We start from the raw sequence: 21,566 nt of genomic DNA, 5'->3' as shown, positions 1-21,566 counted from the left end.
GGTCTTGATCGAACGGGTGCCGAGCATCGCCGCCCGCTGGTCCGCGCCGACCCGGTCAACCCCGGGCAGGCCGTGCAGGAAAGCTCGCAACGCCGAGTCGGACGAGGCGACGTCCGCGAGCGAGGTAGTCACAGTTGACACCAACACAGCATCGCCGACCAGGGCCGTGAGCTCCAAACCGGACCGCCTTAGGCGGCCGGCCCCGGGGGTCTTAGGCATGCCGTACGCGTCGGCGTACCGGAGATAAGGCATCCACCCGATGTGGCAGGCAGGGCCTTAGACCGAGTCTTAAAGGTGTCAGGAAGAAGCACGAAATTTCAGGAGACACACCATGCACCCCGAGATCGAGTACGAGCTCATGAAGAACCACGCGAGCGAGCTCCGCAAGGCCGCCGCCGAGCACCGGCGGGTACGCGAGGCCGAGAGGGCCAACAAGTCCGAGCGCCGCTCGGTCTTCGGCAAACTCCGTTTCTCATGACCATCCCACGAGAGCCCGGCCACCACCTCCCTCGTGGCCGGGCCTCGAAACCCCCGTAAAGGGACCCCCATAAAAGCGTCGAAAGTAATCGATCGGGCATGACATGCTGGATGACATGCGGGGACGTTCTGTCAGTCCCGTCTTCGTCGGGCGGGAAGAGGAGCTGGCGGCTCTGTCTGAAAGCTTCGACGAGGCACGAAAAGGCACGGTGACGGCCGTTCTGCTCGGCGGCGAGGCCGGGGTCGGCAAGACCAGGCTCATCCAGCGCTTCGCCGAGCAGTGCCAGGCCTGCGGCGCTCACGTGCTGTTCGGCGGCTGCGTGGAGCTGTCCACGGAGGGTCTGGCCTACGCGCCGTTCACCGCCGCGCTCCGGCAGCTCGTCAGGGAGCAGGGCCCCGCGGCCGTCGCCGGGCTGCTGCCGGACGGCGCCGAGCGCGATCTCGCGCGGCTGCTGCCCGAGTTCGGCGAGCCGAGCGGCGACGGCGAGACCGACACCGGCCGCGCCCGGCTCTTCGAGCAGTTCCTCACCCTCCTCGAACGCCTGGCCCTCGCCCGTCCCACCGTCCTCGTCATCGAGGACATCCACTGGGCCGACAGGTCCAGCCGCGATCTCATCGCCTTCCTCAGCCGCAACCTGCACGCCCCGCAGGTGCTGATCGTCATGACCTACCGCTCCGACGACCTGCACCGCCAGCATCCGCTCCGGCCGGTGCTGGCCGAGCTGGGCAGGGTGAGCGGCGTGCACCGGCTCGACCTGCCCCGCCTGTCGCGGGACGAGGTCGCCCAGCAGATGGCCGGCATCCTCGGCGAGGTCCCCCAGTACGCCAAGGTCGAGAAGGTCTACGAGCGCAGCGAGGGCATCCCGCTGTTCGTGGAGGCCATGCTGGAGGGCGAGGACTGCGCGTTCCCCGAGTCCATGCAGGACCTCATCCTCAACTCCGTCGAACGGCTGCCCGAGGAGACCCAGCGCCTGCTGCGCGTCGCCGCCGCCGGCGGCATCCGGGTCAGCCACAAGCTACTGGCCGCCGTGAGCGGCCTGTCCGACGTCGAACTGGAGGCCGCGCTGCGCCCGGCCATCGCGGGCAACGTCCTGCAGATCGCCGACAACCGCGCCTACGTCTTCAGGCACTCGCTCATCCGCGAGGCCGTGCACGACGAGCTGCTGCCCGGCGAGCACCAGCGGCTGCACGCCAGGTTCGCCGAAGAGATCTCCAAGGACCGCGGGCTGGTCCCGCCGGGGCGCGCCGCCGTCGAGCTGGCACACCACTGGTACGGCGCCCGCAACGACACCTGGGCGCTGATCTCCGCCTGGGAGGCGGCGCAGAAGTCGTTCAAGGCGTTCGCGTACACCGAGGCCGTCCCGCTGCTCGAACGCGTCCTCATGCTGTGGGAGCGCGTGCCCGACGCGGCCGAGCTCATCGACGCCGACCACACCGCCGTCCTCGAACGCGCCTCGGAGGCCGCGAACGCCGGCGGCGAGGCCGACAAGGGCGCCAAGTTCGTCAAGGCCGCGCTGTCGGAGCTGGACGAGGCCAAGGAGCCCGGCCGCGTCGCGCAGCTCATCGTGCGGCGGGTGGGGTTCAAGAACGCCAAGGGGCAGCTCGGCGTCATCGAGGACCTCCGGCACGCGCTGCGGCTCGTGCCCGAGAACGGCGCCGACCGCGCCGAAGTGGTCTCGGTGCTGAGCCGCCACCTCATGTTGCGGGGCGAGATCGCCGAGGCGAGCGAGCTGATCACGGAAGGGCTGCGCCTGGCCAGGGAGCTCGGCGACGGTTGCCTCGAAGCCGACCTGCTGATGAACCTGGCGCTGGGCCACTCCCTCAACGGCGAGAACGAGTCCACGATCACCGTGAACGAGCAGGCGCTGGAGATCGGCACGGCGGCGGGGTCCGCCCGCCTGATCACCAGGGCGGTCGGCAACAACATCGACGCGCTGATCGACATGGGCCGCCACGAGGAGGCGCTGCGCCTGGCCGAGCACGGCTGGGAGCTGGCCAAGAAGTACGGCAGGCTGCGCGGCAGCGGGCTGTTCATCAAGAACAACTGGGCCGAGGCGCTGGAGGCGATCGGCCGCTGGGACGAAGCCATCGAGATCATCGAAGGCGCGCTCGGCCACGGCCCCGTCCTGCGCCACCGGTACGCGCTCCTGCGCGTCCGCGCCGACATCGCCCTGGCCAGGGGCGAGCTGCAACTGGTCGAGGGCATCCTGTCAGAGGTCGGCGTGCTGAAGGACCGGCCCGAGGAGTTCGTCCAGGACATCATCAACAACGCCCGCCTGCACATCGGCTGGCACCTGACGAAGGGCGAGCCGGGGGCCGCGCTCAGCGTGGCCGAGCGCGTGCTCTCGCACCACAAACAGTCCAGCAAGGCCATGCTCAGCTGGCGGCTGCTCTCGCTGCTCCGCACGGTCTGCGACGCCGCCGAGACCACCGAGCCCGAACGGGCCGCCGCGGTGCGCGAGCTGGCCGCGGAGGTGGCGGCCGAGCTGTCGGTCATCGGGCCGGTCGTGGAGGCGTACCGGCTGTCGTACACCGGCGACTTCGACGCCGCCGCGGCGGCCTGGGAGCGGCTCAACCGCCCGCACAACCAGGCCAAGGCCCTGCTGCGGGCGGCCACCGCGGCCGCGCGCGGGGGCGACCGGGAGGGGGCGGCGGCCCGGCTGAAGGTGGCGCACCCGCTGGCCCAGGCCTTGCGCGCGACCCCGCTGATCGAGGAGATCGAGGTGCTGTCGCGCCGGGTGGGCGGGGTTCAGCCCGCCCAGGAGCCCTCCGAGCTGCTGACGCCGCGCGAGCTGGAGGTGCTGCGGCTGGTGACCCAGGGCAGGACCAACCGGGACATCGCGACCGAGCTGTTCATCTCGGCGAAGACGGTGAGCGTGCACGTGTCCAACATCCTGGCCAAGCTCGGCGTCACCACCCGCGGCGAGGCCGCCGCCGCGGCCCACCGCCTCTCACTACTGTCCCCCTGATCCGATAAGCGCTTCCGCCAGGAGGACGACGCCGAAGATCGCGAACGCCGCCGCGGCGCCGTACCGGATGACCTTCTCCGGCAGGTGCTTGCCCAGCAGCCGTCCCACCAGGATCGCCAGCGCGTCCGCCGCCACCATGCCGACGGTCGAGCCGATCCAGGTGCCGAGCCAGCCGTGCTGCGTGGCCAGCGTGATGGTGGCCAGCATCGTCTTGTCGCCCAGCTCGCTCAGGAAGAACGCCACGGTCACCGCGATCAGGGCGTTCCTGGTGGTGCGCTGGGCCTTCTTCGACTCGTCCTCGGTCAGCTCGTCCCCGCGCAGCGTCCACGCGGCGAACCCGAGGAAGGCCAGCCCCGCCACCACCGCGATGGCCGTCGTCGGCAGCGCGTCACCGATCAACCCGCCCAGGGCTACGCTGACCAGGTGCACGAGGGTCGTGGCGATCGTGATGCCCGCGAGCACGGGCCAGATCTTGAAACGGGTCGCGAACGTCATCGCCATGAGTTGGCTCTTGTCGCCGAGCTCGGCCACGAAGATGACGGCGAGACTGATCCAGAACGCTTCCAACGGTCCCCTTCCGCGCGACCGAGCCGGAAGCGGCGACCCGGGGAGATTCGGGCACGACTTCGGCCCGGCAGCGTCTCATTGCACAACTGCCAGGCCGAAGGTCTCGTCCGCCCGTATGAGGCCCGTGTGACCGGGCGCGATGAAGCGCCAGTGTGTCGATCACACGATTGGGACTACTCCCCTTCGGAAATTCCAACCAACCATAACAGCCCGCGAACGGGACCTATTCCCCGAGGCCCGAGCACGGGCTTCTCCCGTCCCCCTGTCCCGGGCGGGACCTATTCCCCGAGCTCGCAGCCGACGAGCACGGGCTCGTTGACCAGCGTGACCCCGAACTTCTCCCGCACCCCGTCCCGGACCTCCCTGGCCAGCGCGAGCAGGTCGCCGGTGGTGGCGACCCCGTCGGGGTTGGTCAGCGCGAGCGTGTGCTTGGTGGAGATGCGTACGGGCCCGCGCGCGTACCCCTTCGGGTAGCCCGCCTGCTCGATCAGCCACGCGGCGGGCACCTTGACCGCCCCGCCGGGCAGCTCCCAGCGCGGATGCCCCGGGGCGCGGGAGGCCAGCTCCGCGGCCTCCTCGGGCGTGAGGATCGGGTTGGTGAAGAACGAGCCGGCGCTGCGGGTGTCGGGATCGTCCGGGTCGAGCACCATGCCCTTGCCGCGCCGCAGCGCCAGCACGGCCTCACGGGCCTGCGCGAGCGGCACCCTCCCGCCGGGCTCCGCATCCAGCCTGCGGGCCAGCTCCTCGTACGCCAGCGGGCCGGACATTTCCGAAATATCCAGCGCGTACGTCACCGCGAGCACCACATGCCGCGCCAGGTCGCGCTTGAAGGCGCTGTCACGATAGGAGAACCCGCACTGCCGCGCCTCCAGATCCACCACCTGCCTGGTGCGGCGGTCGTAGGCACGCACGCACCAGACGGTCTGGGCCACCTCCTGCCCGTACGCGCCGACGTTCTGGATGGGCGTCGAGCCGACCAGCCCGGGGATGCCCGACATGCACTCGATGCCCGACCAGCCCTCGGCCACGGCGCGGACGACCAGCGGGTCCCAGTCCTCCCCCGCCTCGACCGTGACCAGCACCTGCTCGCCGTCGCGCGAGACGGTCACGCCCCGGGTCGAGACCTTGATGACCAGCCCGTCGAAGCCCTCGTCGGCCACCACGACGTTGCTGCCTCCGCCGAGCACCAGCGTGGGCAGCCCCTTCATGTCCGCCTCGGCCACCAGGGACACGAGGTGCTCCGCCGTGGTCGCTTCGGCGAAGTCGCGGGCGGGGCCGCCTAGGCGCAGCGTGGTATACGGCGCGAGCATCTCCATGGGCCAATAGCTTATGAGGTGCCCAGTATGCGCAGCACGCGGTCGAAGTTCCGGCGGGACTCCCGTGCGTCGTAGTCGGGGTCCACGTCGTGCGATCCCAGCCGCACGGCGGGCAACGGCTCCTCGGGCACAACCAGCTCTCTGTGCCCTTGCCGAAGAGGCCCCTGCTGGTTGGACCCCTGGGGGGACCCTTGCTGGAGTGCGAGGGAGAGCGCCAGATCGGCGTTCCTGCCGTAGCCGGCGTCCTCGGGCAGGGCTCCGAGCGCCGGGGCCCGGCGTACCGCCATGAGCTCCCCCGTCAGCGCCCGCACCCTCCTGGGCCCGGCCGTGCCCGGCCCCGGCTCCACCACGCGGACCGGCTCCGGCTCCCCGTCCGGGAAGTCCACGCCCCTCCACCCGGCCGCCACGGCGCCACCCGCGACGGCCGCGACCAGCGGGGTCAGCGCGTCGCCGCAGAGCTCGACATTCGTGTCCATGAGCACGTGCACGTCCGCCTCGTCGAGCCGCAGCAGCTTGGCGCGGCATTCGCCCCAGGTGGCCGTACCCCCTCGCCAGTGCGGCTCCTCGGCCACGTGCCACACGGCGATCCGGTCCGGATGCTGGTCGGCCAGCTCGTCCAGCACCTCACCGGCGCCGTCGACGTCGCCGAGGTCGAAGGCGAGCACGCGCGCGTTCGTGTGCTCGACGATCGATCCCACGCTCTTCCTGACGTCCTCCGGCCAGCCGTCGACCAGCAGGCTCACGGTCACGGTGACGTCCTTGGTCTCCGTACGCTGGCGTTCCAGCTTGACGCCCAGCTCGTCGAGGCGGTTGGTGGCCAGCGAGCTGTCCCAGACGCGCTGAGCGTGCAGCATGGTGTCACCCGTGTCGCCCCGCTGCCCGGGAGCGCCGGAAAAGCCCAACTCGGCAGCGGGATCAGGCCGAGCATGCGCCCCGTTGCCCGCCCCTGCCCCGCTCGCCTTGGCCTTCGCACCGGCATTTCCTGTTTCGGTCGCTTTGGCCTTCGTATCGGCCGCACCGGCCTCGGTCGCCCTGCCCCTTGCACCGACAGTCCCGGTTTCGGTGCCGCCCGCGGTGTCGCGTCCCGTGCCGGAGCTGCCCGCCACCTGCTCGACCCGCGCCGGCCGAAGGTGGGCGGGCGGCTTGGCATCGGTCACAGCGGAAACGGGGATCGAGCGAACTGTGGGCCAAACTCGTCGCGCGGCTTCGTTCATAGACGTCACGCGTACCCGAGACCCGCCCGAAATATCACCCGGCCGGCCGCCGCGTCAGGACAGCTGGACCACCGCGCGGGCCTTGGACAGCACCTTCTGTTCGCCCGACCTGGCGGTGAGCCCGATGACCACCCGCTTGTCCTCCAGCTTCTCCTCCACCACCCCGCTGACCGAGACCGTCGCCCCCTGATCGTCGTCGGGAACGACCACCATCGACGAGAACCGCACCCCGAAGTCCACCACCGCCCCGGGATCCCCGGCCCAGTCCGTGACGAACCGCCCGGCCTGCGCCATCGTGTACATCCCATGCGCGATCACGTCGGGCAGCCCCACCATTTTGGCGAACCGCTCGTTCCAGTGGATCTGGTTGAAGTCCCCGGAAGCCCCGGCGTACATCACCAGGTTGAGCCGGCGCACGTTGTAATCGGCGGCCGGGATCTCCTGACCGACCTCGACCTCGTCGTACTTCACCGTGGCGGTCATCTCAGCCGGCCCCTCCGCGCTCGACGATCGTGTTGTAGGTGACGCAGACCGGCTCGCCGTCGACGGTCGTCACTTCGCTCCTGACCGTCAACAGCTCGTTCCGCCCGGCCGTGCGGATGTCGGTGATCGTCGCGGTCGTGACGAGCTGGTCCCCGGCGCAGACCTGCCGGACGTACTCGAAGCGCTGCTCGCCGTGGACGACCATGGCGAGGTTCAGCCCGAGGTCGGGATCGACGAGCGCCTCGCCCCCGCTCTGCAGACTGAACACGATGGGGAACGTGGGCGGCGCGATCACATCGGGATATCCGGCGGCCTGGGCTGCCTCTTTGTCCCGGTAGAGCGGGTTGTTGTCACCGATCGCGGCGGCGAACTCTCTGATCTTCACCCGGCTGACCTCGTACGGCGCGCTGGGCGAATAGGTCCTGCCCACGAAGTCTCGGTTCAAGGCCATCAGTGCTCCCTCGCATGTCACCAACCGAGCGCTGCTGAGGCCGACGGTAACAGAACAAGGTTCGGCTGTCGCCGGTGATTATCTTGATTTTGCCCCGCGAACTTTCCCGGCGCCCGGCCCTTCCAAAACTCCCGCCATAACCACCGCCTTCTCTCGGCACGACGGTCGGTGCGCACGACGCCGCCCACCCGTCACTGCACCCACCGACCCACACCCCGGCCAACCGCAGTCAGCGCGTCCGCCGACCTTCTCGGGACTGGCCACCGTCACGACGCCCAGCGCCCCCCACAGGGCCAGCCAGCGTCACGACGCCACCGCCCCCTCCCAGGAGGCCAACCAGTCACAGTCACGACGCCCGCAGACCGCCAAGGGGCCGGTCACCCGTCACGGTGCCCGCTTGTCCCCGTCTGGGTGGCGACCGGAGCCCCGGCGGCGGCGCGCCGAACCGGGACCAACGCCCACCCCGAACACCCCAGACACCCACCCCGAACACCCCAAGGCGCCCACCCCATCGTCCCAAGGCGCCGACGGCCATGCCGCCATCCGCGGGCCGTCCATCAGCGGCCAGAGGGGGCCCTGGGGTCCGTGTGGAGTCGCTGAACCCCTGTACAGACGCGACAAACCGGCGCCCTGTGGTAGGACGCCGGTTGTGCGATATGACGAAATGTGGGGCAGAAGCCCTGCCCGGAGACCTAGCGGGTCTCGCGGTGCGCGCGGTGGCAGCGGCAGTTGGGGCAGTACTTCTTCAGCTCAAGCCGATCCGGGTCGTTGCGCCGGTTCTTCCGCGTGATGTAGTTGCGGTGCTTGCACTCCTGGCAGGCCAGCGTGATCTTCGGCCTAACGTCGGTGGCAGCCACTTGGGAGTGCCTTTCTACGTTCGGGACATGGACACGCCCGTACCCAGGCCTGGTGACCTGGGAGTGGGCAGTAGCGGAGGCCGGACTTGAACCGGCGACACAACGATTATGAGCCGTTTGCTCTGCCTGACTGAGCTACTCCGCCTTTGGGCCGGTAACGACCCCGGCCCCGTAGAGGATACCCGACGCAGCGAGCACATTCGTAACTCGCCCGATCGGGTGGGGTGCTCCCAGTATGCCTCAGGAACCCCCGACAACCGAAATCCATTACCAATCGGCGATGCTCGCCCCCGAACAGCCGACTCCACCTGAAGATCAAGCAGTGGAGGAGGCAAGCGTAGCAGCGACCGGCGCGACGCGCACAACCCCTGAGAGCCCTTGGATCTCGCCGTGGCGCACATGATCCCGCCCGGCCCCGCGCAGCCGTAGGAGCCGTACCTTTTGGGCATGAGCTTCGTGGGCACTCCCCGGCCGCGTCCGCGCTGGCACCACGCGCACACGGATCTGGAGGACTTCGCGATCGTGAGCTACCGGGTGGACGCCGACGCGCTCGCCCGGCACCTGCCCGAGGGCTTCGCGCCCATGGAGGCGAGCTTCAGGGACGGCCCCGGCGCCCTGGTCTCCGCCGTCGCCTTCCGCGACCGGGACTTCCACTTCCGGTTCCTGCCGCAGGCGTCGATCAACTGCGGGCAGATCAACTACCGGGCCTACGTCACGGCGTACGGCAAGGCGGGCGTCTGGTTCTTCGGCACCCGTCTGGACCACCCCGTCGTGGCGATCCCGCAGCACCTGTGGGGCATGCCGTGGCGCCGCGACCACATCCGCATCGAGGCCGACTGGCTGGGCACCCCGGCCCGCTGGCGCCTGGAGTCCACCGACGGCCGGTGCGAGGCGGTCGAGCTCCCGCAGGCTCCGGCGCTGCTGGACGGCTTCACGGACGATTCGGACTGGCTGGAGCAACTCACCCATCCGACCCAGGGCTGGTACCGGCGTAGAGACGGCAGGGTGGGCGCCTACAGCATCTGGCACCCGGTCATGCGGCCCCGGCACCTGGAGGCCACCTCCGCCAGGTTTCCCTTCTTCGAGCGTCTGGGGCTGATCGCGCCCGACACGCCCCCGCACTCGGTCCTGGCGCAGGCCCGGATCCCCTTCGACATCCACACCCCACCGCACCGCTTCCACCCGCACGGGTGACCACGCCGCTCGGCCTCGACGGTACGCGCAGGGCGTAGGCGGCGCGGCGGGCCGGTGATTTGGGGTGGGTGGCGGAGGGTGGGTGGCGGAGGTTGGGTGGCGTGGGAGGTGGTGGTTGAGGGTGGGGCGAGGGGTGGGAAATGCGAAACGCCCGGCCCCGCGATCTTGCGGGTCGGGCGTTGTAGGCGTTCAGAGCAAGAGCCCCCAAACGGAATCGAACCGTTGACCTTCTCCTTACCATGGAGACGCTCTGCCGACTGAGCTATAGGGGCCTGTCCGGCGCTGCGGACAGGTGTAACCATACACGGCACTCAGCGATGATGCGAACTCGTTCGGGCCTCCGCGCGCTCTTCCGTCCGCCGCCGCGCCGGCAGTTCGATGACCTCGCACAGGTCGGCCAGGTCGACGTGTCTGGCCACCTCCGCCACAGAGGTGCAGTCGGCGACCACCCACCCGTGCCGGCGCACCCGCAGCAGTTGCCGCCCGCCGTGCACCACGCCTACGACCTCGTAGCCGTCGAGGCCGACCCATCGCCTGTCCATAGCGGCACACAGTAGCCGCCGGGTCTCTCAATTTTTGCCATGCCACACGCGTTACAGGCCATACCGAATCAGTTCAGAGCCGGTAGAAACCCAAGAAATCCTTACGACGGGCAATGTCGTCCACGCGCACCACCGCACCGGTCTCGGGCGCGTTCATCATCTTCCCGTTGCCGAGATAGATGCCCACATGGTGGGTTTTGATGGCTTTTTTCGTGATGCTTCCGAAGAAGACCAGGTCCCCCGGCATGGCCACCAGAACCCGCCGCATCCGCCGTACGTGATCGTTGGTGTTCCCCGGCCCCAGCACGTCAGACCCGCTGGCCAGCGCGTACACCCATCGCGCGAACCCCGAGCAGTCGAGACCGCGCGTCCGGGCGGCCGGGCAGGGCCGGATCTTTCCCTGGTATCCCTTGCAGGTCCCGTTCGACGGCCCGGGCTCCTCGGCGTGACCGCCTCCCCATGAGTAGACGATCCTGCGCTGCTCGAGCTCGTACGCGATCCGCACGACGTTCTCCGGCACGTACAGCCCGAGTGGCACGGAGGCTGTGGCGACGAGCAGGACCAGCGCCGCCGCCCCTGCTGCCAGCCGCCACCGCCTCATACCGTCCCGCCCCCGACAAGCTCCATGGCCCTCAGGAGTCATCCTGCCTCATGGGGATCTGCGCTGCTCGGCGGCTCCCCGGCAGGCGTCAGCGGGCCTTGAGGGTCAGTTTCACAGAGCCCACGGTGACGTACAGCCCGACCGTGCCCTTCGACTTCGACGGCTTCGTGGTGATCGTGAACGTCGCCTTCTGTCCCCGCGTCAGCTCCCCCACCTGGCACAGCACCGCCGTGCCGCTGAACTTGCACCCGGGCGCCTTCACCACGCGCTGCCCGCCGAACGCCCGCCCCGACACCTTGACGTCCTTGACGGGGTGCGGGCCGGTGTTCGAGACGGTGACCGTGTACGTCTTCCGGTTCCGGGCCGCGCCCGAGACCGTCACCTCGGCCGGCGGGTTGGCCAGCTCCTTGAGCTGGGACTCGGAGCCGTTGAACGAGTTCTGCCCACCGGCCAGCGTGCCCTTCTCCGCCGACTGCCAGAACGTGTGCCTCTTCCAGCCCTTCGGCAGCTCACCGGGGTCGCCGCCCCAGCGGGCGAGCCAGAGCGGGTTCGACTTGAACTTGTCGGAGTTCCCCGTGCAGGTCTGCCACCAGCTCGTGGTGGTGTAGATGATCGCGCGGCGGCCGGTGGCCTCGTGGTACTTCTTCGTGAAGTCCTTGATCCAGGTGACCATGTCCTCGGCGGACAGGTCGTAGCAGTTGTTCTTGCCGTTCTTGTCCTTGTACGGGTTGTCCTCGATATCGAGCACTCCTGGCAGCGTTTGACCGTCGCTGATCCAGTTGCCGCCGTTCTGCAGGAAATAATCGGCCTGGGCCGTCCCGTCGGATTCGTGTGGTTGCGCAAAGTGATATGCGCCCCGGATCAGCCCGGCCCCGGCGGCACCGCCGTACTGGGCGTCGAAACTGGGGTTGCGGTAGTTCGTCCCCTCGGTGGCCTGGACGAACGCGAACTTCGCGCCCCCGGAGGCCACGCTTTCCCAGTCGACCTCGCCCGTCCAGTTACTGACGTCGACGCCGGGAACACCGTCGGCCGCCTCCGCGACTCCACCCATACCTAAGGCAGCAATTGCCGCAATTACCCACAGACTTTTCACGCGGGAGATCATTGCGGACCCTGACACAACCCCGCAAGTCCCGAAATATCAACTGTTTTTGAGGTATCAATCCAATAGACCGTCCCAACTCCCAGCGGCCGTGCCCCCGCCGCCCATTCCGCCCAGCGCTCGTCCCCGAGCCGGGCCTCGCCGTGGATCGCATGCCGCACCCGCCCCTCGTACCGACGCCTGGCCAGCTCCGGCGGCACCGCGCACCAGACCTCGCGCACCTCGACCGAGGCCTCGACCCCGGCCCGCTCGAGTCCGGCGAGCACCAGCGGCCGCGTCGGCGCCAGCCAGGGGCTCTCCAGCACCGCGCCCCGCCCGGCGCTCGCCAGCAGCGTCCACATGCTCTCCCCGGCGGCCGTGCCCAGCCGCCTGCTCCACTCCCGCTCGCCCACCCCGGGCGGCCGTTCGAGCACGTCGGCCAGCGTCTCCTTGAGGTCGTCCTTGCTGAAGACCGGCAGGCCGAGCGCCCGCCCCAGCGCCCGCGCGACCGTGGTCTTCCCGGCCCCGGGCAACCCGTTCACCAGCACCACCATCCGGCACACGGTCAGCCATGCTGCCAGCCCCGCCCGGAAAATTTTGCGACACCCGGGAAACCGCACCTCAGGGCCCCGAAATCCACCGTCGCGGACCACCGTCGGAAACGGTGTTTCCGCAGGTGAAAGGGGTTTATGAACGTGACATTCACGTTTGCCAAACCGGATTGAACCTGCACAAACTTGATTCGATCCTCAATCGCGCCCCCGACCAGGGGTTATTTCGCCATGCCCGGAGAGGCCGACCATGATCCATACCCGGGGACTGACCCGAGTGTTCAAAATCAAGAAGGAGCGTGTGGAAGCCGTACGCGGCATCGACCTGGAGGTGGAGGCCGGCCAGCTCGTCGCCTTCCTGGGGCCCAACGGCGCGGGCAAGTCCACCACCCTGCGCATGCTCACGACCCTCCTGCCGCCCACCTCGGGCACCGCCGTGGTGGCGGGCCACGACGTGGCCAAGGACCCGGCGGGCGTGCGCGCCCGGATCGGCTACGTCGGCCAGCGCAACAGCGCGGGCGAGAACTTCCTCGTCCGCGACGAGCTCGTCACCCAGGGCCGCTGCTACGGCCTGGACGCCAGGCAGGCGACCGCCCGCGCCGAGGAGCTGCTCGACCTGCTCGACCTCAGAGCGCTGGCCAAGCGACGCCCCGGCACGCTCTCGGGCGGCCAGCGCCGCCGCCTGGACATCGCGCTCGGCCTCATCCACCGCCCCGGCCTGCTGTTCCTCGACGAGCCCTCGACCGGGCTCGACCCGAAGAGCCGCGCCGAGGTCTGGCAGCACATCCTCCGGCTGCGGGAGACGTACGGGACGACGCTGTTCCTGACCACCCACTACCTGGAGGAAGCCGACAACATGGCCGAACGCGTGGTGATCATCGACAACGGCCGGATCATCGCGGACGGCACCGCCGAGCAGCTCAAGAACGACCTCGCCGGCGACCACATCACGATCACCACCAGCACGGAGGAGGAGGCGCGCAGGGCCGCGGAGCTCGGTGGCGGCGCCGCCGACGGCACCACCGTGCGCCTGCGCGTTCCCAACGCGGCCGCCGCGCTCCCCGACTACCTCAGAACCCTGGACGGCTCCGGCATCAAGGTCACCACCGCCGAGACCATCCGTCCGACGCTCGACGACGTGTTCCTCGCTCTTACCGGGAGAAGCCTCACCGATGACGACATTCTTTCGTGACACCGCCACCGTCTTCTCGCGGGAGTTCAAGCCGGTCGTGCGCGACTCGGTCGGGCTGCTGTTCGAGATGGGGCAGCCGCTGCTGTTCCTGTTCCTGTTCGGGTCGCTGCTGGACGGGGCGGTCGGGTCGTCGTGGCAGTGGTTCGTGCCGGGGATCCTGGTCATGATGTGCCTGACGGGCCCCATGTCCGCCGGCTACACCCTGCTGGTCGAGCTGATCGGCGGCTCGCTGGAACGCCTGATGGTCACCCCGCTGAACCGCACGGCGATGTTGGTGGGCCGGACGTTGAAGACCATGATCGTGCTGCTGGCCCAGGCCGTCCTGATCATCGTGCTGGCCGTCCCCCTGGGCTTCGAGCTGTATCCGGCGGGCGTCCTGGCGGGCCTGGCGCAGCTGGTGGTCTTCGGCGTCGGCCTGGGCTCGCTCTCGTTCGTGCTGGCCATCAAGTCGGCGCCCGGCGGCACGCTCTTCTACATCGTCAGCCAGTCGATCATGTTCCCCCTGCTTCTCCTCTCGGGGATGATGCTCCCCCTGGAGACGGCTCCGGCGTGGCTGCGGACGATCGGGTACGCCAACCCGGTCACGTACATCGTCGAAGGCCAGCGAGCCCTCTTCTCCGGCAACCTGACAAGCCCCTCGATCCTGTACGGGACCGTCGCCGCCTGCGCGATAGCCGCGATCGGCCTGTATCTGGGCAACCGGGCCATGCGCCGGGGTGTCTGAGACCCTTGAGGGATGACTCATCTGACGGTCCCCTGGATCCCCGTACGCCATCGCCTGGACGTGATCCTGTCCCCGGCCCTCCCGCCTGTGGACAAGACCACGTCGGCGTTCGCGTTCGTCTCGGACCAGACCGGCAGAACGCTCATGACGTGCGTGGACGAGGAGGGCCGCGGGTGGGACATCCCCGGCGGCCACCTCGAACCCGGCGAAACGGCCCTCGACGCCGCGGCCAGGGAGCTGTATGAGGAGACCGGCCTGCGCCTGCCGGCCACCGCGCTGTCCGCCTTCGCCTGGCAGCGCATCGAGCTCCTGGACGCGGCCCCGGCCGGCTACCGCTACCCGCCGCTGACGTACATGGTGATGTTCAGGGCCCGTCTCCCGCATCCGGGCCGGCCGACCCGTCCGCCGGCCGGCTCGGAGAGCACCAGGGCGGACTGGCTCCCGCCGTCGGAGATCGCCCGCGTCTGCCCTGATCGCACCTGGTTGCCGCTTCTGGACGGCCTGAGCCCGCACTAGCTACTTGGGCGCCTTCTCGGCGAAGAGATAGCCGCCCACGATCACGAACCCGATCTGGAAGAGCCAGAGCCGCACGTCCGCCACCTCGGGTTTCATCTGGCTCCACGCCTGCTCCGGCAGGAAGCCGGGGCCGAGGATGCTGGCCAGGACGACGGTGATGAGCACGCCTAAGTAGACGCCGATGAACCAGCTGCGATGGCGGACCGCGGTCTTCTCCAGCAGCTGCACCACCGGAGAGTCCGGAGGCGGCGGGGAGAGATCCACCAGTTCGCTCTTCGGTCGGACGTCCTCGGCCCCCTCGGCCCCGGATCGATCTCCGGCGCCAGACGGCTGACTGGCTCCACTCATGTTTCCTCCATCAGCCCAGTCGTCAGGGCTGACTACGGGGAGGTGCGTTGGACCACCTCGGACTGCGATGGGACCCACCTCGGAGAGCGAGCCACGTGTTTATGTCAGATTTCTGCCGCTTCATGCGGGATTTCTGCCACGCTGCCCGATCGCGCGCCCCTGCGGGATAACGCACATCCTAGGGGCCTGTGGGATTCGAGCGCGCCTTTAGCCCACATTTCATGATGCCGCGACGCGCACCATTTGCCAGCATTAACCGCATATGAGGCACAGATCTTTCCGCACCGGTATAACGTTCTTCCTTCGAGGTGTGACAGGACAACACTCGGTACGGATCGGACCCGTTCCTCATGGCAAGCCAGCGTGTATAAAAAGCATGCGCCTATCGATGAGGACCGAGAGCAGCGAGACGTCGGAGCATCCCCGCCCTCTACTCCACGTGCCCCCTTACCCCAAGGGCCAGGTGACATGACCATGACGCGTGAGTCCACCGGCAAGGACCCCAGGCTCGAGCAGGAGAGGAGCAACAACAACAGCAATTTCGTCCGGCTGTCCGTCAATCTGAGCCACGAAACAGCGCAGACGTTCAAGGCACTGGCCGAGCGCAAGGGCCTGTCGTTCACCGAGGCGATCCGCCGCGCCATCACCATCTGGAAATTCGTCGAGGACCAGCTCGCGCAGGGCCATGAGCTGGCCATCGTGGAATCCGACGGAAATCCGCGAAAAATACTGTTCCTCTGATCAGCCATTCACCGTGGGCCTAAGACGGAAGAGGCTCTCGGGTGAAGCTCGCGCGGTAGGCCGTGGGAGTGAGGCCGACCCGGCTGACCAGGTGTTTGCGGAGGGAGTCCGCGCTGCCCAGGCCGCTCCGCCCGGCCACCTGGTCCATCGGCAGTCCGGTGGTCTCCAGCAGCTCCCTGGCCCGGTCCACGCGCCGGTGCAGCAGCCACTGGAGCGGGCTCAGCCCGGTCTCGGCGTGGAAGCGCCTGGTCAGGGTGCGCACGCTGATCCTGGCGTGGCGGGCCAGGTCGGCCAGGGTGAGCGGGCGGTCGAGATGTTCGAGCGCCCAGGCCCGGGTGGGGGCGAGCGAGGTGCCGCGCTCGGGAGGCAGCGGGGTCTCGATGAACTGGGCCTGCCCGCCCGGCCGTACGGGGGAGACGACCGCGAGCCGGGCGGCCGTGTTGGCCACCGCCGCCCCGTAGTCGAGCCTGATCAGGTGCAGGCACAGGTCGATGGCGGCCGCGGCGCCCGCCGAGGTGAAGATGCCGCCGTCCTCGACGAACAGGACGTCGGGCCGCACGTCGATCGACGGGAAGCGGGCGGCGAGGTCTCCGGCCAGCCCCCAGTGGGTGGTGGCGCGGCGCCCGTCGAGCAGGCCGGCCTGGGCCAGCACGAACGCGCCCGTGCACAACGAGGCGATCCGCGCCCCGCCGGCCGCGGCCTTCCGCAGGGCGTCGAGGACCTCCGGGGGAGCCGGCTCGCCGCCGCTGCCGACCGCGATCACCGTCTCGGCCTCCTCCAGCGCCTCCAGGCCGTGCGCCACCACCACGTCGGGGCCCCCGACGGTCGGCACGGGGCCGGGCCGCGCCGTACAGACGCGTACGTCGTAGTGCGGGACGCTGTTGAACACCATGAGCGGGATCGAGACGTCGAAGCCCAGCACGGGAGGGACGATCACTGCGGCGAGGCGGTGCATGGCCAGATCCTCCGGATAGTTGGCATTCCGGCCACTATGTTACGAGGCCGCCGGTCGGCACGGTTGTCATCATGAAATCTCATGTGATCGTGGGTCGCGGGGCCACCGCGTCGAAGACCGCTCTGCTGCTGGCCGAGGACGGCGAGCGGGTACGGATGATCAGCCGCACGGGCGGCGGGCCCGACCACCGGCTCGTCGAGAGGGTCGCCGCGGACGCGACCGACACCGACCGGCTCACCGAGCTGGCCGAGGGGGCGGAGACGCTGTTCACCACCGCCGTGCCGCCCTACCACACCTGGCCCGAGCGGTTGCCGATCCTGTCGGCGTCGCTGCTGACCGCGGTGCGGCGGACGGGGGCCGCGTACGTCATGCTCGGCAACATCTACGGTTACGGGCCGGTGGACGGGCCGATCACGCCGCACTTCCCGCTGGCGGCGACCGGGCCCAAGGGGCGGGCCAGGGCGCGGGCGTGGGAGGAGGCCGCCGCCTCGGGGGTGAAGGTCACCGAGGTGCGGGCCGCCCAGTTCTACGGCACCGGCGCCTTCTCGGTGTTCAGCCTCCTGGTGCAGCGGCCCGTGCTGGAAGGCCGGCTCGTCCTGGTGCCGCAGGAACTCGACGTTCCGCACAGTTACTCGGCGATCGACGACACCGCGCGCACGCTGGTCGCCGCGAGCCGGGAGGAGCAGGCGTACGGCAGGGCCTGGCACGTGCCCACCGCGACCCTGTCGGTGCGGGAACTGGCCCGGCGGCTCGCGGAGCTCTCGGGAGCGCCCGCGCCGCGGCTGGAGGAGATGACGGAACGCGACCTGACCCTGCTCGGGATCACCGATCCGTTGTGGGGGGAGATGCACGAAGTGCTCACCAAGCCGGGCCACCCGCTCGTCCTCGACTTCTCCGAGACCGAGAAGATCCTCGGCGTCGGCGCCACCCCGGTCGACGATGTGCTCCGGCAACTGATCTAGCGTCGCGAGACCGCCGGCTCGTTGAGGCGGTTGCTGAAGCGGGCGAGCATGGCGGTCTGGGACGTCTCGGGGAACAGCCGGGCGATCAGCGGTGGGACGCGCCAGTTCGCGGGGTTGCGCCTGGCCAGCCGGGAGACCAGGGAGATGTACGGGTAGCGGAGCTTCTCGTAGGCGCGCAGCCGTGCCGCCGGGTCGTCGCCGCCCTTGGCGAGCTCGCACCCGAGCACCCACGCGTCCTCGAGGGTCTGGTTGGCGCCCTGCCCCAGGGTGGGCGGCATGATGTGGGCCGCGTCGCCGACCAGGGTGATCCGCCCCTTGCCCCACGCCGGGCGCACCTTGGTCCAGTGGTGGCCGAAGAACTCGAGGTCGTCCTCGGTCGCGCCGGCCAGCACCTCGGGGACGGGTGACGCCCAGTGCCCGAACCGCCGCCTCAGCTCGGCCAGCGGCGCCGCCGGCCGCGGATCGGCGGGCGACCAGCGCACGTCGAACCACCACTGCAGCAGGCCCTCACCGGCGGGCATGAGCCCGCACGCGCCCTCGCGCCCCGAGATGATGAGGTGCCGGTGCGTGCCGGCGAGATCGATGTCGATCCGGCTGAGCCCCTGCCAGGTCCCGAAGGTCGCCGGCCGTACGGCGCCGCCGCCCCACAGGCAGCGCCGTACGACCGAGTGGTGGCCGTCGGCTCCGATGAGCAGGTCTCCCCTGTCCGTGGAGCCGTCACTGAAGGTCGCCGTGACCTGGCCGTCGTCCTGGGTCACGCCCCGGCAGGCCAGGCCGTGGCGGACGAGGTCGCCGGGCAGCCCGTCGGCCAGGCGTTCCAGCAGGTGGCGACGGGGGATCGCCCTGGTCTCGAAGCCGAAGCGGCCGGCCGCGTGGGCGATGTCCATGCTGGTACGCAGCCGGCCGGCGGCGGTCAGCGCGTCGATCCGGTCGATGCGGGCGCCGACGCCGTCGAGGCCGATGCCGAGATCGTTCAGCACGGCGGTGCCGTTGCTCCAGATGAGCACCGCCTTGCCGCCCGTCCGCCGGGCCGGAGCCTGCTCGTAGACCCGCACCCGGTGACCGGCGGCCAGCAACTCGCGGGCGACGGCCAGGCCGCCCACCCCGGCGCCTATGACGAGAACATCCATATCTCCTCCAAAGCGGAGTATCTTCGATTCGAAGATACTCCGTGATGGAGTAGGTTAGGAAGGTGGCCCACGAACATCCAGACGACGTCTTCCGCGAGTTCCTGGTCGCGGTCCTCCTGCACAACGAGGCGGTCGCCGACCGGCTCGGCCTGCAACCCGTCGATGTCGCGGCCGCCATCCTGCTGGAGACGCGCGGACCGCTCGCCGTGGGGACGATCTCCGAGGAGCTGGGGCTGCCGTCCGCCTCGACGACCCGGCTGATCGACAGGCTGGAGAAGGCGGGCTACGTACGGCGGGTGCGCGGCGAACGCGACCGGCGCACGGTCACCGTGGAGCTGGTCGAGGGCGGCCTGGACGACTACAACGCCGCCTGCGAGGCGTCCAGGCGGCACCTGGCGGCGATCAGCGCGCACTACGAGCCGGAGCAGGCGATGGTGATGCTGGACATGTTCAGCCGCGTCACCGAGGCCTACCGACGCGCCACCAAGGAAGTACGGGGGTGAACCCCGCGGAGCCCGCTCACGACGCGCCGAGCCGGACCTCCGCCACCGGTCGCCAGTCCCAGGCCGTCTCCGGGCCGTCCTGGTTGACGACATGGATGCTGCGGATCGTCACCTCGCGCTCCGGAAGGCGTTCCCCGAGCGCGTCGATGATGGGCGCCGCCGGGCCGTCCGCGTTGCTGTAGGCCACGGTGACGTGCGGCAGCCACGTGTCATGGGCGAGCACGCCGTCACGTCCCGTGGCCGCCCGCGTGGCGAACCGCGCCGCTTCCAGCAGGGGCCGCAGCCGCTCGGCCGGCCGTGCCTCCAGCACGACCGCCTCGGGGTGGTAGAGCACCCGCCCCAGCGTCACCGTGATCGGCGCGACCCGCGCGAGCTGGCCCGCCGCCTCCGCGGCCATCACGGTCACCTGACGCTCGGTGATCTCGTGCGAGTATCCGGCGACGAACGTGGTGAGGTGGATGAACCGCCGCGGCACCAGGTCGAGCCCCGCCAGGCCGGCCAGCCGGTCGTGCGCCTCCTCGACGATGGCCCGCGCCTGCGGGTCCTCCCCCAGCAGAACGTGCCAGTAGAGCCGGCCCTGCCCCGGCGGCAGCATGAGCGATCGGCGCTTCTCCCAGCGATTCGCCATGCGCGTCGGAAGCGGGCTCACGCGTCCTCCTCGGTGGGCGCGGGCAGCTGATCTGCTCACGCAGCGTGGTCACGATATCCGACTCGGTGAGCCGCGGTCACGAGGGGAATTGCGGGACAGCCGCACGTAGGCCCGGTCGTCGAAACTCTCGGCGCCGGCCGCCATCGCCTTGGTGGCCGCGTGTTCCATGATGCGCAGCCGATCGGCCCGTAACGAGGCCCGGAGCTCCGCTTCGGCTCCCGCGAGGGTCTGCGCCGGGCCGAGGTAGCCGTCCGACGCCAGCACCACCTCGTCCACGTCCTCCGCCAGCCCGAACGTCTCCACGAACCGCTCCGGGACCGGCCGCCCGTCCAGCAGGCCGTACCCGAAAGGACCGGCCTCATCCCGGTTGGCCAGCACGGCCTGGCGCTCCAGCACCGGCCGGATCAGCGCCCGTCCCGGATCGGTGGCCGCCAGGTCCTCCGGGCGCTCTCCCTGCAGCAGCAGGCAGTGCAGGTGGGCGGCCCGGGCGCCGGCCAGCACCGTGTCGATCAGCTTCCCGCCGGGATGACGACGCCACCCGCCGTCGCGGTGGCCCAGGGCGACGTGGACGTCGCCCACGCGCCACACCAGCCGCCGTCCCGGCCACACCACCGCCGCGACGGCGGCCGGCGCGAGAGGGTCGTCGTCGGCGACGGACCACTTGCGGCGCAGCTCCATGAGCTCGGCCGAGATGGCCGCGACCGCCTCCGCCACGGTGACGTCGTCCGGCAGGGTGGCGAGGGTCTGCGCGACGCGATCGGCGGCCAGGGCCCCGCCGCTCGCCCCGCCGTAGTCGCGGCCGGACTTGTCGGTGACGCCGTCGATCACCGCCGCGCAGCGGACACCGCCGCCGTCCTCGATGACGACCACCCGGTCCTCGCCGGGTCCCGCGCCTTTCGCGCGCACCGCGCGCTCGGCCACCCGCCAGCCCGCCACGTGAGCCGCCGCCGGCTCAGGTCGTCCGGAGCAGCGAGACGAGATCGTCCCACCGGGCCATGAGCAGGCCCAGTACGGCGCCGAAGACACCGACGATCGCGACGATGGCCGGATCGAAGGAGCCGTTCACCAAGGAAGCGGCCAGCCCGAGCAGCGCCACCGCGATGAGGATGCCGTTGCGGGCCACGTGCGCCATGCTCAGGGGCGTCCGGGAGGCGCCGAAGCAGCGGCAGGGAACGGCGGCGCCCCTCCGTACCACCATGATGACGGCGACGGTGAGGCAGCCGAGCAGCCCCGCCGCGAGCACGAACGACGCCGACCCGGCCCAGCGAAGGGGGATCGCGGCCAGCACGATGACACCGGCCTCGGCCACCGCCGTCGCCGTCGCGGCTGCCGGCGCCCTGGCGTTGTCGATCACCGCCATCGCCTTGATCGACTGGACGAACTCGTTCCAGGCCCGGCGGCTGGAGACCTTGCTCGCCAGCGCGAGGACGAACACCGTGAGCAGCAGCAGTCTGCTCGCCACATCGACGTACTGCATAGACCGCAACCTGCCATGGCCGCGCAAATCCGGCAAGAGCACCACTGCGTTAGTCTTCGAAGATCC

General features: G+C 70.0%; 25 protein-coding genes, 2 tRNA genes and 1 pseudogene. 9 read left to right on the top strand and 19 right to left on the bottom strand.

What is annotated here, in order from left to right; translation table 11 throughout:
- Positions 1 to 132, bottom strand: a pseudogene (locus ACWEPL_RS31575) (deoxyribose-phosphate aldolase); the annotation flags it as partial.
- A gap of 199 nt (positions 133 to 331) precedes the next feature.
- Between ACWEPL_RS31575 and ACWEPL_RS31570 the strand changes: the two are divergent.
- Together ACWEPL_RS31570 and ACWEPL_RS31565 are read left to right on the top strand one after the other, a co-directional pair.
- The gene (locus tag ACWEPL_RS31570; protein WP_192789639.1) at positions 332 to 478 is read left to right on the top strand and encodes a hypothetical protein; all 147 of its coding nucleotides are present in this window, start codon (positions 332 to 334) and stop codon (positions 476 to 478) included.
- Between the two features lie 115 nt (positions 479 to 593).
- A complete protein-coding gene (locus tag ACWEPL_RS31565; protein WP_363981569.1) occupies positions 594 to 3,446 on the top strand; it encodes an ATP-binding protein in 2,853 nt (950 codons plus the stop codon).
- Here the strand turns inward: ACWEPL_RS31565 and ACWEPL_RS31560 are convergent.
- The 7 genes from ACWEPL_RS31560 to ACWEPL_RS31530 all read right to left on the bottom strand — a co-directional run bounded on the left by ACWEPL_RS31560 (position 3,432) and on the right by ACWEPL_RS31530 (position 8,479).
- Positions 3,432 to 4,013, bottom strand: a complete 582-nt coding sequence (locus tag ACWEPL_RS31560) for a TMEM165/GDT1 family protein (RefSeq protein ID WP_350733731.1) — start codon at positions 4,011 to 4,013, stop codon at positions 3,432 to 3,434. The genes ACWEPL_RS31565 and ACWEPL_RS31560 overlap by 15 nt on opposite strands.
- A 278-nt stretch (positions 4,014 to 4,291) precedes the next feature.
- Entirely contained in the window at positions 4,292 to 5,329 is a 1,038-nt protein-coding gene (locus ACWEPL_RS31555) for a UDP-N-acetylmuramate dehydrogenase (protein WP_452438323.1), read from the bottom strand.
- Positions 5,330 to 5,340: 11 nt separating this feature from the next.
- Positions 5,341 to 6,183 (bottom strand): hypothetical protein, encoded by an 843-nt coding sequence (locus ACWEPL_RS31550; protein ID WP_452438322.1) that lies wholly within the window; start codon positions 6,181 to 6,183, stop codon positions 5,341 to 5,343.
- A 414-nt stretch (positions 6,184 to 6,597) separates the two neighbouring features.
- Positions 6,598 to 7,026, bottom strand: a complete 429-nt coding sequence (locus ACWEPL_RS31545) for a MaoC family dehydratase (RefSeq protein ID WP_363981561.1) — start codon at positions 7,024 to 7,026, stop codon at positions 6,598 to 6,600.
- A 1-nt stretch (position 7,027) separates the two neighbouring features.
- Positions 7,028 to 7,477 (bottom strand): MaoC family dehydratase N-terminal domain-containing protein, encoded by a 450-nt coding sequence (locus ACWEPL_RS31540; protein ID WP_192789633.1) that lies wholly within the window; start codon positions 7,475 to 7,477, stop codon positions 7,028 to 7,030.
- A gap of 692 nt (positions 7,478 to 8,169) precedes the next feature.
- Positions 8,170 to 8,334, bottom strand: a complete 165-nt coding sequence (gene rpmG, locus ACWEPL_RS31535; protein ID WP_019632658.1) for a 50S ribosomal protein L33 — start codon at positions 8,332 to 8,334, stop codon at positions 8,170 to 8,172.
- Positions 8,335 to 8,405: 71 nt separating this feature from the next.
- Positions 8,406 to 8,479 (bottom strand) — tRNA-Met (locus ACWEPL_RS31530).
- Between the two features lie 302 nt (positions 8,480 to 8,781).
- On the opposite strand from ACWEPL_RS31530, the gene ACWEPL_RS31525 reads away from it, so the two are divergent.
- Positions 8,782 to 9,528: a DUF2071 domain-containing protein gene (locus ACWEPL_RS31525; RefSeq protein WP_452438321.1), complete on the top strand. Its 747-nt coding sequence runs from the start codon at positions 8,782 to 8,784 to the stop codon at positions 9,526 to 9,528.
- A 199-nt stretch (positions 9,529 to 9,727) separates the two neighbouring features.
- On the opposite strand, the gene ACWEPL_RS31520 is transcribed toward ACWEPL_RS31525, so the two are convergent.
- The 5 genes from ACWEPL_RS31520 to ACWEPL_RS31500 form a co-directional block, all read right to left on the bottom strand.
- A tRNA-Thr gene (locus tag ACWEPL_RS31520) sits at positions 9,728 to 9,800 on the bottom strand.
- A 39-nt stretch (positions 9,801 to 9,839) separates the two neighbouring features.
- Complete coding sequence (locus ACWEPL_RS31515; RefSeq protein WP_350733721.1) at positions 9,840 to 10,070, bottom strand: transposase; 231 nt, start codon at positions 10,068 to 10,070, stop codon at positions 9,840 to 9,842.
- 73 nt (positions 10,071 to 10,143) lie between these two features.
- Positions 10,144 to 10,671 carry a C40 family peptidase gene (locus ACWEPL_RS31510; RefSeq protein WP_363981552.1) on the bottom strand — a complete coding sequence of 176 codons (528 nt, stop codon included), beginning with the start codon at positions 10,669 to 10,671 and terminating at the stop codon, positions 10,144 to 10,146.
- An 88-nt stretch (positions 10,672 to 10,759) separates the two neighbouring features.
- Positions 10,760 to 11,722: a GH25 family lysozyme gene (locus ACWEPL_RS31505; protein ID WP_363981549.1), complete on the bottom strand. Its 963-nt coding sequence runs from the start codon at positions 11,720 to 11,722 to the stop codon at positions 10,760 to 10,762.
- A 50-nt stretch (positions 11,723 to 11,772) separates the two neighbouring features.
- On the bottom strand, positions 11,773 to 12,306 hold the full coding sequence (locus ACWEPL_RS31500; RefSeq protein WP_452438320.1) for an AAA family ATPase: 534 nt from the start codon (positions 12,304 to 12,306) through the stop codon (positions 11,773 to 11,775).
- Between the two features lie 247 nt (positions 12,307 to 12,553).
- Between ACWEPL_RS31500 and ACWEPL_RS31495 the strand changes: the two genes are divergently transcribed.
- Genes ACWEPL_RS31495 through ACWEPL_RS31485 form a run of 3 tightly spaced genes read left to right on the top strand, consistent with a single transcriptional unit; the run spans position 12,554 to position 14,735 of the window.
- On the top strand, positions 12,554 to 13,495 hold the full coding sequence (locus ACWEPL_RS31495; protein ID WP_452438319.1) for an ATP-binding cassette domain-containing protein: 942 nt from the start codon (positions 12,554 to 12,556) through the stop codon (positions 13,493 to 13,495).
- Entirely contained in the window at positions 13,476 to 14,219 is a 744-nt protein-coding gene (locus tag ACWEPL_RS31490) for an ABC transporter permease (protein WP_452438318.1), read from the top strand. Before ACWEPL_RS31495 ends, ACWEPL_RS31490 begins: the two co-directional genes overlap by 20 nt.
- 12 nt (positions 14,220 to 14,231) lie before the next feature.
- Positions 14,232 to 14,735 carry an NUDIX hydrolase gene (locus tag ACWEPL_RS31485; protein ID WP_363981537.1) on the top strand — a complete coding sequence of 168 codons (504 nt, stop codon included), beginning with the start codon at positions 14,232 to 14,234 and terminating at the stop codon, positions 14,733 to 14,735.
- Here the strand turns inward: ACWEPL_RS31485 and ACWEPL_RS31480 are convergent, their stop codons facing one another.
- Entirely contained in the window at positions 14,736 to 15,083 is a 348-nt protein-coding gene (locus tag ACWEPL_RS31480; RefSeq protein ID WP_355206943.1) for a hypothetical protein, read from the bottom strand.
- Between the two features lie 468 nt (positions 15,084 to 15,551).
- Between ACWEPL_RS31480 and ACWEPL_RS31475 the strand changes: the two genes are divergently transcribed.
- The gene (locus ACWEPL_RS31475; RefSeq protein ID WP_355206940.1) at positions 15,552 to 15,824 is read left to right on the top strand and encodes a ribbon-helix-helix protein, CopG family; all 273 of its coding nucleotides are present in this window, start codon (positions 15,552 to 15,554) and stop codon (positions 15,822 to 15,824) included.
- Between the two features lie 19 nt (positions 15,825 to 15,843).
- Here ACWEPL_RS31475 and ACWEPL_RS31470 read toward each other — a convergent pair whose 3' ends face one another.
- Positions 15,844 to 16,779, bottom strand: coding sequence for a GlxA family transcriptional regulator (locus ACWEPL_RS31470; RefSeq protein WP_452438317.1), 936 nt, complete (start codon positions 16,777 to 16,779; stop codon positions 15,844 to 15,846).
- A 71-nt stretch (positions 16,780 to 16,850) separates the two neighbouring features.
- On the opposite strand from ACWEPL_RS31470, the gene ACWEPL_RS31465 reads away from it, so the two are divergent.
- On the top strand, positions 16,851 to 17,741 hold the full coding sequence (locus tag ACWEPL_RS31465; protein WP_452438316.1) for an NAD-dependent epimerase: 891 nt from the start codon (positions 16,851 to 16,853) through the stop codon (positions 17,739 to 17,741).
- Here the strand turns inward: ACWEPL_RS31465 and ACWEPL_RS31460 are convergent.
- Positions 17,738 to 18,871, bottom strand: coding sequence for an FAD-dependent oxidoreductase (locus ACWEPL_RS31460; RefSeq protein WP_452438315.1), 1,134 nt, complete (start codon positions 18,869 to 18,871; stop codon positions 17,738 to 17,740). The two genes, ACWEPL_RS31465 and ACWEPL_RS31460, sit on opposite strands and share 4 nt — an antisense overlap.
- A gap of 62 nt (positions 18,872 to 18,933) precedes the next feature.
- Here ACWEPL_RS31460 and ACWEPL_RS31455 point away from each other — a divergent pair, with 62 nt between their 5' ends.
- Positions 18,934 to 19,374, top strand: a complete 441-nt coding sequence (locus ACWEPL_RS31455) for a MarR family winged helix-turn-helix transcriptional regulator (protein ID WP_363981522.1) — start codon at positions 18,934 to 18,936, stop codon at positions 19,372 to 19,374.
- Between the two features lie 16 nt (positions 19,375 to 19,390).
- On the opposite strand, the gene ACWEPL_RS31450 is transcribed toward ACWEPL_RS31455, so the two are convergent.
- The 3 genes from ACWEPL_RS31450 to ACWEPL_RS31440 are packed head-to-tail and all read right to left on the bottom strand — an operon-like array spanning position 19,391 to position 21,500.
- Positions 19,391 to 20,023 carry a 2'-5' RNA ligase family protein gene (locus tag ACWEPL_RS31450; protein ID WP_363981519.1) on the bottom strand — a complete coding sequence of 211 codons (633 nt, stop codon included), beginning with the start codon at positions 20,021 to 20,023 and terminating at the stop codon, positions 19,391 to 19,393.
- A gap of 48 nt (positions 20,024 to 20,071) precedes the next feature.
- Positions 20,072 to 20,959 carry a hypothetical protein gene (locus ACWEPL_RS31445; RefSeq protein WP_452438314.1) on the bottom strand — a complete coding sequence of 296 codons (888 nt, stop codon included), beginning with the start codon at positions 20,957 to 20,959 and terminating at the stop codon, positions 20,072 to 20,074.
- A 16-nt stretch (positions 20,960 to 20,975) separates the two neighbouring features.
- Positions 20,976 to 21,500: a MauE/DoxX family redox-associated membrane protein gene (locus ACWEPL_RS31440; RefSeq protein WP_452438313.1), complete on the bottom strand. Its 525-nt coding sequence runs from the start codon at positions 21,498 to 21,500 to the stop codon at positions 20,976 to 20,978.
- Positions 21,501 to 21,566 lie beyond the last annotated feature (66 nt).

The sequence above is a fragment of the Nonomuraea sp. NPDC004186 genome, from assembly GCF_053603495.1.
The sequence above is the reverse complement of the archived record's forward strand: the minus strand, read 5'-3'. Positions and strand labels throughout refer to the sequence as shown.